The sequence below is a fragment of the Christiangramia aquimixticola genome (assembly GCF_048285835.1).
GTDB lineage: Bacteria > Bacteroidota > Bacteroidia > Flavobacteriales > Flavobacteriaceae > Christiangramia > Christiangramia aquimixticola.
The window spans coordinates 345,740-361,713 of the sequence record NZ_JBLVTL010000002.1; the positions used below are offsets into that span (position 1 = coordinate 345,740).

Sequence of the window (15,974 nt, forward strand, 5' to 3'; positions counted from 1 at the left end):
ACTTGTTTTTCGAATTTTAACGATTTTACTGATAGACAGTAACTTATTTTATATTTATAAGCCTTACGGCATATATAGTTTCAAAAATCAGGAATAAAAAATAGGGAATAAAAAAAGTAAGAATATCAATAAACGGATCCTTTGGGTTTCCCAACATCATTGGTAAAAGAAAGATAACTGCTGCCAACATTTTTAGTAAACTGCCGGCAAGGAACGCAAATCCGGTATTATCCTTAAAATTTTGATTTACAAAAACCAGTGCTGTATAAATTACCAATGTGGCCAGTACATGAAAGGCATAGATGGATATCGTACTATAATAAAGTTCCAGACTAAGAAACTCATTTACAGTAAAATATTGAATCGCGAAAAGTAAAATTGAAAAAGGAAGAAGCCCTTTTAAGAACTTCAAAATAGGTTGTTGCATTTAATCTTTATTGTCCAGATTTTTAACCTCTTTATAAACCAGGTATAGCGCAAGAAAAACGCCGAATAAGGAAACCCCTATCGTAAAACCTGAAAATTTATTCGGAAACTGTTCATCCAGCCAGATGCCGGCGAATACTCCCAGCGCAATCACAATTCCCATTTGGAATGCGACATTTACCAGTACCAGATATTTGTTACGCTGATCGTTTTTCATCATCTGTTTTTAGAGGCTTAACGCCCCCATTCATTTTACAGGTTGCGTTAAAAACCGCTCCCGGTTCTACGGCAAGTTTTCCTGCTTCTACTTCTCCTTCAATATTTGCCGGACTTCTTAGGGTCAACACATTTTTCACAAAAAGTTTTCCTGTAAAACTACCTTCGATATCTGCATTTTCACATTCCAAAGTACCATTAATCAATCCTCCTTCACTAATAACTACTTTCCCTTCTGTTTTCAGGCTACCTTCCAAAGTACCTTCCACCCTAAAACATCCTTTTCCTAAGATATCACCGGTAATTAAAGTTCCGGCAGATATTCTGTTTTGCTCATCCTGAGAATTTGAGGATTTCGGGTTCTTTTTCTCTGAAAACATGATATTTAGAATTTAATTAAGCTCAAGAAAATTTCTTAAATTTTTCTTAATTTGTACAATTCTATAATTTTCTGAGGATATAACAAAGGCTTCCCTGTCTAATTTGTAATTTTTATTGTTCAGTAATAATTCCCGGAAGCCCTGAGCCCGGTCTTTACCGGTTAAACCATGCACCACTATGAATTTTTGAGCAGGATCATAAATATCCACTGAAACCTTCAAATTCCCGTAACCAAGTTCGGCAATAGCTTTAGTGATCACATTTTTAATTTCAGTTTCTTTTTCGCTTTCATCAGCCTGAACCGGATATACCAGTTTGTAGTTATTTTGCAGACTGTCTTTGCTAAATTCCAGAGTTTTTAACTGCGGAATCCCCTTATTCAAAAGGCTTTGTGCTTTTTGTCCCTCTTCGGTTTGCGAATAATTTGATGCTAATTTGCCCAAAGCTTCTGTGTAAGCCTCTAAGCCATATAATCTTGCAGTAGCCTGTGCAATTAGCAACTCCACCTTCGGGATAACCGGATCCCCGGGATATTTATCGATCAGTTCCTGACCTCCTTCAATAACCAGGGAATACTCCTGTTCCTCAAATTGCTTATAAAGGTTTTGATATAAGATTTCCGGTTCATTTTTGCTTACGGTAACAGCTTCAGGATTCTTAATAAAGATGGCAAATCTGGAATCGGGATAATTCTCAAGAATATCCATTTTCATGGTTTCCTGATCGCGAATTCTTCCCTGTGCTCCGTAAATATTGTATAGATTATATTTAGCCGGAAGGATAAAACGTTCCTCCGGGTCGTTTTCCAGCAAAAACTCAAATCTTTCGGCAGCCAAGGCATATTCCCGGTAATTTTCATGATAGATAATACCGAGCTGGTAATAGGCTTCATTTCTTTGTTTTACCAGGCTATCCAGAGTAATCTCATCTTTTGGAACCTGTGAAACATAAGTCAATGGATCATATACCGGGTCGTTGTCAAAATTCACTTCCATCAAACGTTCCTGTGCATTCACCGTACTTTGATTCATGGCGCGGGTACTCCATCGCCAGTTATCAGCCAGGGGTCGGCTTCCCCATGTCTTAATAAACTCCTGTGCGCCTTTAGAAACTCTTATAGGGTTATAGAAATAAAAAACATTTCCGGCATTTCCCGTGGTAATATCACCGGCCGGAGGCACCCCGGCCGATGGAAAATTAGTTCGCGGCCCAATTCCCGATGTATAAACAGGTAATTCTCCAGCTTCCATTTCCTTAACTGCTGTTGCCTTCAAGGTATCTGTATATTTGGTAAAATATTCAAGTAATTGATCACTGCTCATATCTGCCAGCATCAAAATACTATCGGTTTCTTCAGCGATTCTCTCAAACCTGATCACATTTTCCAGATTTTCCCTTTTCTTTTTTATAGTTCGGAATTCCAGTAATTCAGGAGACATATACGTTAACGTACTGTCATAATATTTCCCGGCAGTTTGATATTCGGCTGCATCAAAACTAAGGTTCGCGAGAATTTCGTAATTAATTGACTTCAGAAAAATATCACTGGATGGGGAGGCCAGGGATTTGTTATAATAGGCTGTGGCAATCTCCAGAGAGTCAATGTTTTTATAATATTCTCCAAGCTGAAAATAGATCTTATCCAGATAAGGTCTGTTTTCCCGATCTTGTTCAAGCTCTGTAAGTACATTTAGCAGAAATTGAGGATCTCCGGAATCAAGATCATAATTTCGCGCCTTCTGCACATAAGCGTTTACATAATAGATTCGGGGAGATTTTCTTTTAAGATCGATGACCTTATCGAAAAAGTTGTTTGCTACAGCAGGTTTTCCCAGCCTGTTGTTCAATTGACCAAGAATATAAAAATACCTTCCTTTTTCTGAATCTTCAGCTGTAAATTCCGCTGTTTTAGTGAGAGAAACGGCTGCACTGTCCAGATGATTTAAATTGACGTACGCCTGAGCCAGGCTGGCACTGGCATCTGCTATATCTTTTTTATCTAGCCTTGAAGATTCAAGAATCTTTTTAAGATTTTTAACGGCAAGTTTTTCATTTCCAAGCCTGATATTGGTCTTTTCTCTCCAAATTCGGGCATGAGTTATATTATTACTCGCAGGGTAACGATATAAGATATAATTGAAAGCATCAAGGGCGGGAACAAAACGCTGATCAAAATAACGCGATTTCCCCAATAGCAGATAAGCTTCGTCCATTTGAGGATTGCGCTCCTTTCCACTAATTTGCATGGAATGTTTTTGGATCGCTTTTACCGCTTTTTCTTCGGCTCTACCAAAATTTTGGTTTCGAACACTATCGGGTAAAAGGATCTTATCATCTACGGCAAGTCTTTCAACGGGCAGAAGATCCCAGTAATTATCGGCGTAATTCTGGCTTATTTCCTCGCGACCCTGTTCATAGGCGACCTGGCCGTTGTACAGAATATTATATTCTGCAGTAACAGCATGAAAATTCCGGTTAACAAAAGTGTCTTTCTTCCTGGAGCAGGCGATTATGCTCACAGAAGCTAATAGAAAAAGAATATATCTGGTAAATGTATTCAATATGAACCTTTTGTGGTATCATGAATAACTTTGATACAGCTGGTTTAGTATGTAAAAGTAAACTTCTTTTTCTAAAGTCCAAGATGTGTGCGGTCTATCCCTCAGCTAATTCTCTGGAAAAATAATCTTCCAGCTCATTTAAGGTAGCTTCAGAAGTTTCCATATCTTTTACAATTATCCCTTTATCCAGCACCACAATTCTTTCGCAAACTTCAGTCACATGAATAAGATCATGGCTGGAAATGAGCACCGTTGTTCCTGATGTCTGGGAAAGTTCCTTTAAAATTTTCTTTAGCCGAATCTGGGTTGTGGGATCAAGATTGGCAAATGGTTCATCAAGGATCACCACTTCAGGATTTCCTAATAATGCCGCTACGATCCCTACTTTTTTCTGATTTCCCTTTGAGAGATCTCTAAGGTACTTCTTTCTTCCAAGGATCTCTCCATTGAAAAAATCTTCAAATTGCTGAAGAAAAGAATCCACATCAGCCCTGTTTCGGTTTCTAAGGTCTCCCACGAAATAGAAATACTCTTCAGCAGTGAGATAACCAATTAAAAAACTTTCGTCTATAAACGAGGAAGTAAATGGTTTCCACTCTTCACTTTCACTCACCGTAATGTCTTTATTGAAAATATTACCGGTGGTTGGCTGAATTAGATCCAATAACATGCTAAAAAAGGTGGTCTTTCCTGCACCATTATTACCTACCAGACCAAAATTCTGGCCCGCCGGAATGTCCAAATGTTCAATATCCAGAACCTTAGTACCGTTGTATATTTTTGAAAGATTTGTAGCTGTTATCATTGTCTAAATTTTAATCGCCTTTTTGTTTATATCCTTCTATCATCGCATATTTTCTTCTGCGATATCTCGTAGTGAGAAAGTTAAGTATCCCCGGTCTCATACTAAGTCCTATAACTCCAATAACTCCCAGCATACCAATTGCCACCTCGTAACTAATAAATTTATTGCCAAGCCAAAATATTAATATGGGCACCAATAATAACGGAAATGCCACCAGCCATTGCGATGCTCCCATTCCCTGGTAATTCATAAACGGACTTTTATCCAGATCTATTCTTTTTTTATTGAAGGAACCTGCAAACAATAAAAGGGGAATGTTCACTCCCATATTGTAAAATGCGCATGCAATATTCAACAACAAAATATCCCATCCAAAATATGCGTATGGAGTTGCAAAAATCAATAAAAGAACCACACTAAACGTCATAAGACCCATTTTAGAAGCCAGATACTGCTTCATGGAAATGTTTTGAGCCATGATCATCTGGTAATACGAGGAGTCCCAGGAGGGGATGAATTGTCCGAAGTTTATAATGAAGATTCCCGTGATAAATATTCCCACAAAAACGAAGAACGCAGGCATTGATTGGTAAGTTTCGTTTGGATAGAAAATTAAACCATAAGCCAGAAACAAAAATGATAAATAGATGATGGTTTTAGGTCTTTTATTTCTCCAGATAAGTTTAAGGTCCAATTGTAAAAATGGAGCTATGCTTCCAAATTTTCTGGTCCATCCAAATTCATTGAGATTGGCTTCCCGTTTTTTCGAGCTTAAATTGGCGTCCAGGTAGAATTTACCTTCAAGATTTCGTTGATTCCATTTAAAAAGGATAAAAAGAAGGACAATTGGTACTAATACAAAAGCAGGATTTTGGTACAGATAATTGAGAGCCTCGCCAAAATAGCCGGATAATTCAATGATTTTATAATAATCCAGAAGCGCGAGAATTATTCCAGCTCCAACTATGGGAAGAAAAGCTTTCATATTATCTGTAAAGCGTTTCTTCACTATAAAATTGAAATAATTAATACACAGACTGGTCGCGAATACCGCGATTAACCATGCCAGCATGTTCCAAACCGGATAACCTTTACTAATACAAAACAAGGCAAAGGGCAAGAACAGGAAAACCGGGACAAGGTTATAAAATGAGAAAAGCGATTTTACCAGTACAAAATTTACAACTTTTCGTTTTTGAATAGGAAGATTAAGTAATGGCTTGATATCCAGCACCGGCAAAGTTTGCAACAGGAATCTAAGCAAGAATTCGAAACAAAAATATGCCAGCGCAAAACCGTTTACTACCTCCAATGGATCCAGTTCCGGATACATTTTTTTAAGCAGAGGATAAAGGGCAATTCCCATAAGGAGGAACATTGCCGAAAAGTATAGTGCCAGGAAGACCATTAGGATCTTTAAGCCCAGGCTTTTTCCAAAACTGGCCGATCTAATGAAAGATTTCCATTCAAGCCAGAGAAATTTTGTAAACATAAAATTTACGGTTTATTCCAATAGGTATAGAAATTTAAACTTTTGTTACATTTTTAAAAGCGCTATACTTTGTATTTTTGCGCACAAATAAAAAATAATGAACAAGTTTTACCCGCTAAAAATAAAGGAAATAATCCGTGAAACCTCCCAGGCGGTAAGTTTATCTTTTGAGATTCCAGAGAATCTAAAAGAAACTTTCAGTTATTCCGCAGGTCAATATATCACCATTAAATATGATACTGATGAGGGAGAAATAAGAAGAGCCTATTCATTGTGTTCTGCTCCAAATTCAGAAGAATTTAAAGTAACGGTTAAAGAGGTTGAAGGTGGAAAATTCTCTGTAATTGCCAACAACAAGCTTACGGCAGGTGACGTTCTTGAGGTTCACCCGCCGGAAGGAAAATTTACTTTTACGCCTAATAATAACAGCGGCGATTATGCTGCCTTTGCTGCCGGAAGTGGGATCACCCCTGTTCTTTCCATTATAAAATCTGTACTTCAGGAAGAGTCCAATAGCAGATTTGTACTTACTTACGGAAATAAATCTGTTGACGATACCATCTTCTTTAAAGAACTGCTGGAGCTGCAGTCTAAATATCCAGACAGGTTATTTGTAGAATTTATTTACAGCCGAACCAGAGAAGAAAATGCTCACTTTGGAAGAATAGAAACCAGCACCGTGAACTATGTTATCAAGAACAAGTTCAAGGATAATTCTTTCGAAAAATTCTACCTGTGCGGTCCGGAACAAATGATCAATCACGTTTCTGATGTGCTAAAGCAGAACGGAGTTAAAGATGAAAATATAAAATTTGAGCTTTTCACTCCCAGCAATGAAGAAAAGGAGATTAAAGGAGATACTGATGGATCTACCAAAGTAACCATCCGTGTGGACGATGAAGATTATTCATTCACCATGGACAGAAATTCTTTTGTGCTGGATGTGGCTCTCGAGAATGATATTGATGTTCCTTACTCTTGTCAGGGTGGAATTTGCAGTAGTTGTATGGCCAGAATTACTGAAGGAAAAGCTGAAATGAGCAAAAATCAGATCCTTACAGATGATGAGATCGAAGAAGGTTTCATCCTTACCTGCCAGGCACATCCAACGACTTCAGATCTAAAGATCGATTTCGACGATGTTTAAGAATTAAAGAATTTCCAATACTTTATCCACTATTTTTTCCGGAGGAATGCTGCGCATAACATCTTCGTAGCCCTCCGGAACTTTATTTCCATAGACTGAGGTTGGAATTCGAGGATACTTTTCCAGATCGGGTAAAATGCAGTTTTCAAGAGGCTGGTTAAAAGCTTTAAAACCGGTATAAGGATGAGTAACTCCCCAAACACTTATTACCGGAATACCATAAGTCGCTGCCATATGCGCATTCCCGCTATCCATGGAAAGCATGGCATCCAGGTTGGAGATAAGGCTTAATTCTTCAGTAAACCTCAACTTTCCAACTATACTTACGCAATTATCAAATTTTGATTCCCACTGCTCCAGTTGTTCCTTTTCTTTTTTACCTCCTCCAAATAACAGGACCTTAATATTACCTTTTTCTGTAAGCTGCTGAATCACCTTTTCCATAAGGTCTTCAGGATAAGTTTTGGACTTATGCTGTGCAAAAGGTGCCACTCCCAGCCATTTTTGAGACTGTTTTCCGGTTACTTCGTGAATATGCGGTAATAATGGCCTGCGTGGTGGAACTATATAATCCTCGAGGTCTATAGGGTAGCCCAGCTTTTCAAAAACATCGGCATAGCGCTGATGCGTTGATTTAACCGGTTTAAAAACTTTATTGTTTTCTCTGGTTAGCGCTTTCTTTTCAGATCTTCCTTTATCAATCTGCTCGCACGGAATACCGTATAAGTAAAAAACAGATTTCAGGATATTAGACCTCAACACATCATGTAGGTCTGCCACCACATCTATCTCCTCGTCCCGCAGTTCTTTAGCAAGAGTTCCCAATCCTAGAACTCCGCTATGCACCCCTTCGATATCGGCTTCATATAGCCTAACATTGGGCAGGTGGCTGAATAAAGGAAAAAAGAAGGATCGGGTTAAAACCGTGATTACAACGTCTGGATATTTATTTACCAGAACACTAATAACAGGCACGGTCATGGCTACATCGCCCATGGCCGATAATCTAATTACCAGAATGTGCTGATCTTTTGAATGATTTGAAGCAGCGCTATCCAAATTTTAAAATTATTTGTTTCCTCTTAGTACTGGGTTAAGCTCATCGTCGTTATACATCTTCATTTGCTTGTAAACCTTCATGTATTTCTCTCCTTTTGAAATAGCTTCCAGCAACTGATTAATGGCAGTAGAAAGATCTACTCTTTGCTCTAATAAGATGTCCAGTTTTGCCTTACACGCCATTTTATGTTCCTGAGAAGCATTTTCACGCTCTGCTTCCTCATTCATATGATAAATCTTTAGCGCAAGGATAGAAAGACGATCAATCGCCCAGGCCGGACTTTCTGAATTGATGGTAGCATCTGTATTTGGCTCTACATCTTTATATTTTTTCAGGAAATAACTGTCAATATATTCGACCGTATCTGTTCGATCCTGATTGGAAGCATCAATTTTTCTCTTAAGCTCAAGAGCTTCAACCGGATCTATATTTTGATCACGAATTATGTCTTCATAATGCCATTGAACCGTGTCTATCCAGCATTTTCTATAAAGCAAATGTTCCAACAGGTTCTTATCTGCACTGTAGGGATTTGAAAATTCCTGATCTACGCTATCCTTCTCATGATATTTCTCGATTACCTCGCGAAAAATGGTATTTGCTTTATCTGAAAACATAATATTTTATTCTTCTGAATTTGATTCAAATGTGATTTTTAGCCAATTGTTATGGCCGGTACAAAGATATTATTTTTAAAAGAGTATTCCTGAAATCCTCAGGAAATGCCAGCCTAATTCAAAAACAACAATAAAAAAGGCATTAATAGCAGGCCTGCAAAAATAATCTCCTTGAATATTTTATCTTTTTTACTGTCAAAATAATTGGAAGCTATAATGCTTAAAGGGACGAAAAAGAATATAAGTTCACTTCCGTTTTTAGTTGGTGCAAGTACAGCCACACCTATTGCTATAATAAGGCTAAAAAGAATGAGACTTAATACCGGACGTTTGGTAACACTTGCTTTTTGCAAGGCCGAAAAATAATGAACCAGCGTCCATAACATCAGGGTCAATATAATACTGAGCGGGACAAGTAATTTTAACTCACTATAAGCTTCGAAATTTAGATTGCTGTTTTGATACCAGTCGGTTAAGGTATATATCTTATCATAAGCCAAAAGGTTGAATGTCACCGTGAGGATTGCCACCGCCATAAAGGCTACAAATGGGATTAGCCAGTTCTTGAAATAAGAGGTGAAGTTGATGATTCCAAAAAATATTAGCAGAAAGAATAATGCCGACCAGAAGTTATACAACGTAGCGATGCTTATCCAGAAGGTTGCATCAAAGATCTTTTGAGCAATGAACTTATGTGATTTTAAACTAATTATCCTTCGTAAACCAAAGAGGATACACAGATTGGAAAGAATTACAGCTTCATTTTGAAGAATACTGGGAAATGAAATAACAAAAAGCGTGAATAAAATAGTTTTAAAAGCACTTCGCTTAGTTAGTTCATTCTTTTTTGCAATAAAATTAAGCACCAGAATACTTAAAATGAGAATAGCCAGAACTCCGATTTTTATAAGTAGTTCCAACAGGTCGAAGCCATTCTCCCAGGAGGTAAAATTCATACCCAGATAGAAAAAGCCCATCAGTAAAATAATTACTGTAAGGTTTATGGGTTTGGATTTGCTAAAAAAGCTTGTTAGCATTGGGGTTTTTTATATTTTTGTAAGCAATAATTAAAGTCGAGACAATGAGAGATTTATTTGAGGGCATTGAATATCTATTTGAAGATATACTTTTTTATCCTCTGGATGTTTTAAGAACACTTGAACTAGATTCCTGGTTTCTTGCTAATATCTTTAACTGGGTATTTATGATTATTGGTTTTCTTGCTTTCCTATACTGGATGAAGCAATTAAAGACCTTTAATGACAGAAACGAAGAAAAAAGAGAATCTACTTCACATTCATTCCTGGGATAGGTCAAAGCCTATATCTTTTCTAAAATACATCTTATCAAATTGCAGAAGTTCTGCACTTTGGTAAGATTTTTTTAGTGCCTTTTTGTAATCCTCACCAAACGAGGTTAGTGCGATCACCCGCCCGCCATTAGTCACTACATTTTCTCTATCCTGCTTGGTTCCGGCATGAAAAACTATAGAATCTGAAACTTCAGATATTCCGGTTATAACTTTATTTTTCTCGTAAGAACCCGGATATCCTCCAGATACCAACATAACGGTGGTAGCCGAACGATCATCGATCTCTAAAGTGGCTTCATCTAATTTCCCTTCCCAGGTTAGTTTAAATAATTCTACAAGATCACTCTTTAAACGTGGTAGCACAACCTCGGTTTCCGGATCTCCCATTCTAACATTATATTCAATTACAAACGGCTCTTCTCCCACTTTGATCAATCCAATGAAAATAAAGCCTTTATAATCTATCTCTTCTTTACCAAGTCCGTTTACTGTAGGTTTAACGATTCTTTCTTCTATTTTAGACATCAGGATATCATCTGCAAACGGAACCGGGGAAACTGCTCCCATCCCGCCGGTATTTAAACCTGTATCGCCTTCGCCAATCCTCTTATAATCTTTGGCCGTGGGCAGGATTTTATAATTCTTACCATCTGTAAGCACAAAAACGCTTAATTCAATTCCATCCAGAAATTCTTCGATAACCACTTTTTCGCTGGCTGCACCAAATTTACCGGAGAGCATATTCTCCAGTTCCTTTTTTGCTTCATCCAGATCATCCAGGATCAAAACTCCTTTCCCGGCTGCAAGGCCATCGGCTTTCAAAACATAAGGAGGTTTAAGAGTTTCCAGAAATTTCTTTCCCGCTTCTAAACTTTCATAGCTAAAACTTGCATAAGCAGCGGTAGGAATATTGTGCATTGCCATGAACTCCTTTGCTCGTTCCTTACTTCCTTCCAGTAATGCTCCTTTTGCTGAAGGTCCAATTATCTGAATTTCTTTAAGCGCCTCATCTTTGGCAAAGAAATCCACGATCCCTTTAACCAAAGGATCTTCCGGGCCTACTACGATCATACTTATTTCTTTTTCCAGCGCTACTTTCCCAACAGCTGCAAAATCTATGGGATTAAGATCCATATTTTCAGCGATCTGTGCCGTACCTGCATTCCCCGGAGCAACAAACAATTTATCGCATTGTGTACTTTGTGAAATTTTATAAGCGAATGTATGTTCACGACCACCGGAACCAAGAATAAGAATATTCATAAGGAGTTCATTTTATTTGTTGCATCAAAAATAAATGTTTGTACCTTGAAGCACCAATTAATTCGTTAAAAAAGCTCCTCTACCTTTGGATTGGTTCAAACTTTCTCTACAGCTCAATAAATTTCCCATTGAAAGGGCCCAAAAAACTTTAAAGGAGATCCAGAATATTCCGGAAGATCAATATGCCGCCTATCAACTTAAGCGCAGAAATCATATCATAGATTACCACATACAGCATAATGATTTTTACCGTGATTTCTTTGACTGGTCCGGATTTGATGACTGGAAGAATGTTCCAATCATGACCAAAGCGAATCTACAACGGCCGTTAAAAACACGTTTAAGTTCAACTTTCAACAAGACTACGGCTTATATAGGCAAGACTTCGGGTAGTAGCGGACATCCTTTTATTTTTGCCAAGAACAAATTTGCGCACGCTCTTAGCTGGGCAGGATTTGAGGACAGGTACAGGTGGTATGGCATAGATCTTAATAAATCTTTACAAGCCCGGTTTTATGGTATTCCGCTTGATTTCTATGGAAATATTCAGGAACGGCTAAAGGACAGGATTAGTTTAAGAAGACGCTTCAACATATTTGATCTTAGTGAAAGGAAAATGCAGGTTTTTCTTCACCGTTTTAGAAATTCCAATTTCAATTATTTAAATGGTTATACCAGTGCAATTGTACTTTTTGCGCGGTATTTAAGAGAACAGGATATTGTTTTAAAAGAGATATGTCCAAGTTTAAAAATTTGCATAGTTACTTCAGAAAGATTGTTTGAACGCGATAAACAAGTCATAGAAGCATCAATGGGTGTTCCTGTGGTTAATGAATATGGAGCCAGTGAAGTAGGCCTTATTGCTTTTGAAAATTCAGAAAATCAATGGATCGTTAATTCTGAAGACCTCTATGTGGAAATTCTGGACGAAAATGATAACATTATTCCATACGGGGAAGAGGGGCGCATTGTGATAACTTCCTTATACAATAAAGCCCATCCCATGATAAGATATGATATTGGTGATACGGGATCGCTTGCGGTAAACAGTACCTTGAAAAAACCTATTCTGGAAAAACTGATTGGGCGAACCAATGATATTGCGAGATTACCCGATGGTAAGGTTGTCCCGGGACTAACTTTTTATTACGTCACCAAAACCATAATTGAAGACAGCGGAAAGATCAAGGAATTTATTATCACCCAAACCGATTTTGATCATTTTCAAATTGATTATGTGAGTAATACAGAACTGGATAATGCCCAGAAAAAAGAGATTTTGAAGGCAATAGCAATTTATGTAGGGAAAGACCTAAAGATAAGTTTTGAACGCAAAGAGATCCTAAAAAGAAGTACCAGCGGGAAACTGAAACAATTTACTTCCCTTATTCAATAATAGTAATATTCCTGTTCTTAACACAGAACTGTTCCTTAAGGAAAAGCAACATCCTGCACAGAGCTCCAAATACAGAAAATCCTAACAGGCGGTATACCCTGTAATTGTATTTAAGCATTTCGATCTTATTACCAGATATTGAGTCTTTTCTAACTCTGTAGTATGCTAAAACATCTGAAATACCTTCCATTGGACCACCTTCCTCAATCACTTTTAACCATAAAGCCCAGTCCTGTCTTTTTTTAAGCGGTGGACAATAGATCTTCCCTAAAAGCTCTGCATTATAGATGCCGGTGAGGTTTCCCACGTAATTCGCCTTTAGCAACCGGTTATAGGAAAGGACAGGCAGCGCCTTAACCTTCTTTTTACATCGATTCCCGGTTTCATCTATAAGCTCGTAGCTTGAAAAGCAAGCCGCCACATTCTCTTTATTAAGCACCTGTAGCTGCTTTTCCAGTTTATTTGGCAACCAAAGGTCATCTGCATCAAGAAATGCAATAAAAGCACCTTTCGCGGCCTTAATAGCCTTATTTCGGGAATAATCTGTCCCTCTGTTCTTAGAATTGAAAAAGGATCGGATTCTTGGCTCGGAGATCGAGTGTTCCTTGATGCACTTTCGGGTAGCATCTGTAGATGCATCATCCACTATTAACAGCTCCCAGTTTGTATAGGTTTGTTGAATCACAGATTGTATCGCTCCTGTAATAAAAGACTGGCAATTATATGCCGGCATTATTACAGAAACCAGTCTGTTCTCCTTCATCCTATCTTCTGATGTGTTCTGAAAAATCTTTGTGTTCCCTTTTATCAAGTTCCTCTTTACTCATACTTCGGAAATAATCGTAAGTGATTCGCATACCTTCTGCCCTGTCAACCTTAGGTTCCCATCCAAGAATCTCCTTAGCTCGGGTTATATCCGGTTGCCTTTGCATAGGATCGTCCTGTGGAAGATCCCTGAAAACAATCTTTTGGTTGGTACCGGTTAATCTGATAATTTCCTTAGCGAAGTCTAAAATACTTATTTCATCAGGATTTCCAATGTTTACCGGTTCAGAATATTCACTAAGCAGTAATTTATAAATTCCCTCAACCTGATCATCTACATAACAAAAAGACCGGGTTTGAGAACCATCTCCAAAAACCGTCAAATCTTCTCCTCTGAGAGCCTGACCAATAAAGGCTGGAATCACCCTCCCGTCGTTTAATCGCATACGTGGACCATAGGTATTGAAAATTCTGGCGATTCGGGTCTCCAAACCATGAAATCTATGATAAGCCATCGTTATTGACTCCTGAAATCTTTTAGCTTCGTCGTATACACCTCTTGGTCCAATGGTATTTACATTCCCGTAATAATCTTCATTTTGAGGATGTACCTGGGGATCCCCATATACTTCAGAAGTTGAAGCGATAAGAATACGTGCGTTCTTCTCCTTGGCAAGTCCCAAACAATGATGTGTTCCAAACGAACCTACCTTTAGGGTTTGAATAGGAATTTTTAAATAATCAATTGGGCTGGCAGGGGAAGCAAAATGAAGGATATAATCCAGTTTTCCGGGTACATGAACAAATTTGGTAATATCATGATGGTAGAACTCGAAATTCTTTTCTTTTACCAGGTGCTCGATATTTTTAAGATCTCCGGTGATTAGGTTATCCATTCCTATAACCTGAAACCCTTCTTTTATAAATCGGTCACAAAGGTGAGAGCCCAGAAATCCTGCTGCCCCGGTAATTAAAATTCTTTTTGCCATAATCTACGCTTTATCGAGTTCCGTGATCAATTTATTTAAACTTTCTTTCCATTCGGGAACTGGCCCAAAATGATTCTGAACTTTTTCTTTGGAAAGCACACTATTTTCGGGACGAACTGCCAGAGTTTTGTAAAACCCGGTTTTCTTCAGGTTAACATCATCAATTTTACCAATTCCCAGAATGATCTCTTGCGCAAAATCAAACCAGGTAGCCTCTCCTAAATTACTGAAATGATATAAACCATAAGCCTTAGATCCATTCTTCAGAAGCTTCAATACATATTTGGCCAGATCGTTAGCATTGGTTGGTGTTCCCAGCTGAGAAGTGGTAATATTCAATTCTGCATTTTCTTTTGCTTTTTTCCGGATGGTATTAAAAAAATTATGTCCGAATTCTGAATACAACCAGGAAGTTCTGAAGATAAAATACTTATCCAGAGTTTTCTGAATATTTTCTTCCCCTTTAAGCTTGGAAGCTCCGTAAACATTGATGGGATTCACCTCATCAGTTTCAGAATAAGAGCTTTTGGACCTTCCATCAAAAACATAATCGGTCGAAATATGAACCAATTCCGTTCTATATTCTTTACACGTACCGGCGAGTATGCCTGCTGCTTCAGCATTTACAAGAAATGCCTTCTCCTTTTCATTTTCGGCCTGCTCAACATTGGTATAAGCGGCAGTATTGATGCAAATATCGATTTGTTGTTTCTCAAAATAACTTCTAACCACCTCTTCTTTGGTAATATCCAACTCCTTTGAGGAACAGAAAAGAAATTCAAATTCCGGGTATTGCGAAGAATACTTTCTGAAACATTGTCCTAATTGACCATTGGAACCGGTAACCAGTATCTTTTTCATAAAGAAATGTCTTTCAGGAATGGCAGTTTTTTGTCCTTTTCAGATAAGATGAATTCCTCTTCAGGAAAGTTCCAGTTTATGGCCAGTTCAGGATCATCATACCTAATTCCGCCTTCAGAACCAGGAGTATAATAATTGTCACATTTATAAGAAAACACCGATTTTTCAGAAAGGGTTAAAAAACCATGACCAAAACCTTTCGGGACATATAACTGATATAAATTTTCATCATCAAGAATTACTGAGAAGGTCTTTTTATAAGTAGAACTTTCGGGACGAAGGTCAACGACCACATCCAGTACTTTCCCGTGGATCACCCTTACAATTTTGGTTTGTGCGTGCTCCCCGTGTTGAAAGTGCAGCCCCCGTAAAACTCCGAAATGCGAGACCGACTGGTTATCCTGAACAAACTCGGCATCGATCCCGCTAAATTCTGCCAGACGTTTCCTGTGATAAGTTTCAAGAAAAACTCCACGATGGTCCTCAAAAACCGTAGGTTTTATAAGTAAACAATCGTTTAATGGAGTCTTTTCTACCTGCATATTTTATTTCTTAAGAATTGAATATTTGTTCCAGAATCTTCTCTGTAATAAGATAGGTTGGTTTCACACCTGAAGTTCCTAAACCTCCTGAAGCAAGGGTGCTACCCGTTTCCAGAGGGTTATCTGAGGCGTAATAAGCAT

18 protein-coding genes are annotated in these 15,974 nt (G+C 38.0%); 3 read left to right on the top strand and 15 right to left on the bottom strand.

Going from position 1 to position 15,974, the window contains the following annotated elements:
- Positions 1-43: 43 nt before the first annotated feature.
- From ACNKXV_RS05190 to ACNKXV_RS05215, 6 genes are all read right to left on the bottom strand, one after another.
- Positions 44-427 carry a hypothetical protein gene (locus ACNKXV_RS05190; protein ID WP_417906641.1) on the bottom strand — a complete coding sequence of 128 codons (384 nt, stop codon included), beginning with the start codon at positions 425-427 and terminating at the stop codon, positions 44-46.
- Positions 428-646 (bottom strand): AtpZ/AtpI family protein, encoded by a 219-nt coding sequence (locus ACNKXV_RS05195; protein ID WP_417906642.1) that lies wholly within the window; start codon positions 644-646, stop codon positions 428-430.
- Positions 624-1,022 (bottom strand): bactofilin family protein, encoded by a 399-nt coding sequence (locus tag ACNKXV_RS05200; RefSeq protein WP_417906643.1) that lies wholly within the window; start codon positions 1,020-1,022, stop codon positions 624-626. Before ACNKXV_RS05200 ends, ACNKXV_RS05195 begins: the two co-directional genes overlap by 23 nt.
- A 12-nt stretch (positions 1,023-1,034) precedes the next feature.
- Positions 1,035-3,584: a type IX secretion system periplasmic lipoprotein PorW/SprE gene (gene porW, locus ACNKXV_RS05205; RefSeq protein WP_417906644.1), complete on the bottom strand. Its 2,550-nt coding sequence runs from the start codon at positions 3,582-3,584 to the stop codon at positions 1,035-1,037.
- A 94-nt stretch (positions 3,585-3,678) separates the two neighbouring features.
- The gene (locus ACNKXV_RS05210; RefSeq protein ID WP_417906645.1) at positions 3,679-4,389 is read right to left on the bottom strand and encodes an ABC transporter ATP-binding protein; all 711 of its coding nucleotides are present in this window, start codon (positions 4,387-4,389) and stop codon (positions 3,679-3,681) included.
- A 10-nt stretch (positions 4,390-4,399) separates the two neighbouring features.
- Positions 4,400-5,881 (bottom strand): DUF5687 family protein, encoded by a 1,482-nt coding sequence (locus ACNKXV_RS05215; protein WP_417906646.1) that lies wholly within the window; start codon positions 5,879-5,881, stop codon positions 4,400-4,402.
- 97 nt (positions 5,882-5,978) lie between these two features.
- Here ACNKXV_RS05215 and ACNKXV_RS05220 point away from each other — a divergent pair, with 97 nt between their 5' ends.
- Positions 5,979-7,028 carry a 2Fe-2S iron-sulfur cluster-binding protein gene (locus ACNKXV_RS05220; protein ID WP_417906647.1) on the top strand — a complete coding sequence of 350 codons (1,050 nt, stop codon included), beginning with the start codon at positions 5,979-5,981 and terminating at the stop codon, positions 7,026-7,028.
- A 3-nt stretch (positions 7,029-7,031) separates the two neighbouring features.
- Here the strand turns inward: ACNKXV_RS05220 and ACNKXV_RS05225 are convergent, their stop codons facing one another.
- The 3 genes from ACNKXV_RS05225 to ACNKXV_RS05235 all read right to left on the bottom strand — a co-directional run bounded on the left by ACNKXV_RS05225 (position 7,032) and on the right by ACNKXV_RS05235 (position 9,742).
- A complete protein-coding gene (locus ACNKXV_RS05225; RefSeq protein WP_417906648.1) occupies positions 7,032-8,087 on the bottom strand; it encodes a glycosyltransferase family 9 protein in 1,056 nt (351 codons plus the stop codon).
- Positions 8,088-8,096: 9 nt separating this feature from the next.
- On the bottom strand, positions 8,097-8,705 hold the full coding sequence (locus ACNKXV_RS05230; protein ID WP_417906649.1) for a DUF4254 domain-containing protein: 609 nt from the start codon (positions 8,703-8,705) through the stop codon (positions 8,097-8,099).
- 113 nt (positions 8,706-8,818) lie between these two features.
- The gene (locus tag ACNKXV_RS05235; RefSeq protein ID WP_417906650.1) at positions 8,819-9,742 is read right to left on the bottom strand and encodes a DUF6427 family protein; all 924 of its coding nucleotides are present in this window, start codon (positions 9,740-9,742) and stop codon (positions 8,819-8,821) included.
- A gap of 44 nt (positions 9,743-9,786) precedes the next feature.
- Between ACNKXV_RS05235 and ACNKXV_RS05240 the strand changes: the two genes are divergently transcribed.
- Complete coding sequence (locus ACNKXV_RS05240; protein WP_417906651.1) at positions 9,787-10,017, top strand: DUF6341 family protein; 231 nt, start codon at positions 9,787-9,789, stop codon at positions 10,015-10,017.
- Here ACNKXV_RS05240 and purD read toward each other — a convergent pair.
- Positions 10,003-11,280 carry a phosphoribosylamine--glycine ligase gene (gene purD, locus ACNKXV_RS05245; protein ID WP_417906652.1) on the bottom strand — a complete coding sequence of 426 codons (1,278 nt, stop codon included), beginning with the start codon at positions 11,278-11,280 and terminating at the stop codon, positions 10,003-10,005. The genes ACNKXV_RS05240 and purD overlap by 15 nt on opposite strands.
- A gap of 85 nt (positions 11,281-11,365) precedes the next feature.
- Here purD and ACNKXV_RS05250 point away from each other — a divergent pair, with 85 nt between their 5' ends.
- Entirely contained in the window at positions 11,366-12,676 is a 1,311-nt protein-coding gene (locus tag ACNKXV_RS05250; RefSeq protein ID WP_417906653.1) for a phenylacetate--CoA ligase family protein, read from the top strand.
- Here ACNKXV_RS05250 and ACNKXV_RS05255 read toward each other — a convergent pair.
- The 5 genes from ACNKXV_RS05255 to ACNKXV_RS05275 all read right to left on the bottom strand — a co-directional run.
- Complete coding sequence (locus ACNKXV_RS05255) at positions 12,666-13,439, bottom strand: glycosyltransferase family 2 protein (RefSeq protein WP_417906654.1); 774 nt, start codon at positions 13,437-13,439, stop codon at positions 12,666-12,668. The genes ACNKXV_RS05250 and ACNKXV_RS05255 overlap by 11 nt on opposite strands.
- Before the next feature lies 1 nt (position 13,440).
- Positions 13,441-14,430 (bottom strand): UDP-glucuronic acid decarboxylase family protein, encoded by a 990-nt coding sequence (locus ACNKXV_RS05260; protein WP_417906655.1) that lies wholly within the window; start codon positions 14,428-14,430, stop codon positions 13,441-13,443.
- A gap of 3 nt (positions 14,431-14,433) precedes the next feature.
- The gene (gene rfbD, locus ACNKXV_RS05265; protein WP_417906656.1) at positions 14,434-15,291 is read right to left on the bottom strand and encodes a dTDP-4-dehydrorhamnose reductase; all 858 of its coding nucleotides are present in this window, start codon (positions 15,289-15,291) and stop codon (positions 14,434-14,436) included.
- The gene (rfbC, locus tag ACNKXV_RS05270; protein WP_417906657.1) at positions 15,288-15,833 is read right to left on the bottom strand and encodes a dTDP-4-dehydrorhamnose 3,5-epimerase; all 546 of its coding nucleotides are present in this window, start codon (positions 15,831-15,833) and stop codon (positions 15,288-15,290) included. Before rfbC ends, rfbD begins: the two co-directional genes overlap by 4 nt.
- Before the next feature lie 10 nt (positions 15,834-15,843).
- Positions 15,844-15,974 (bottom strand): DUF6909 family protein (locus ACNKXV_RS05275; protein WP_417906975.1); only part of this gene is annotated, 131 nt, incomplete at its 5' end.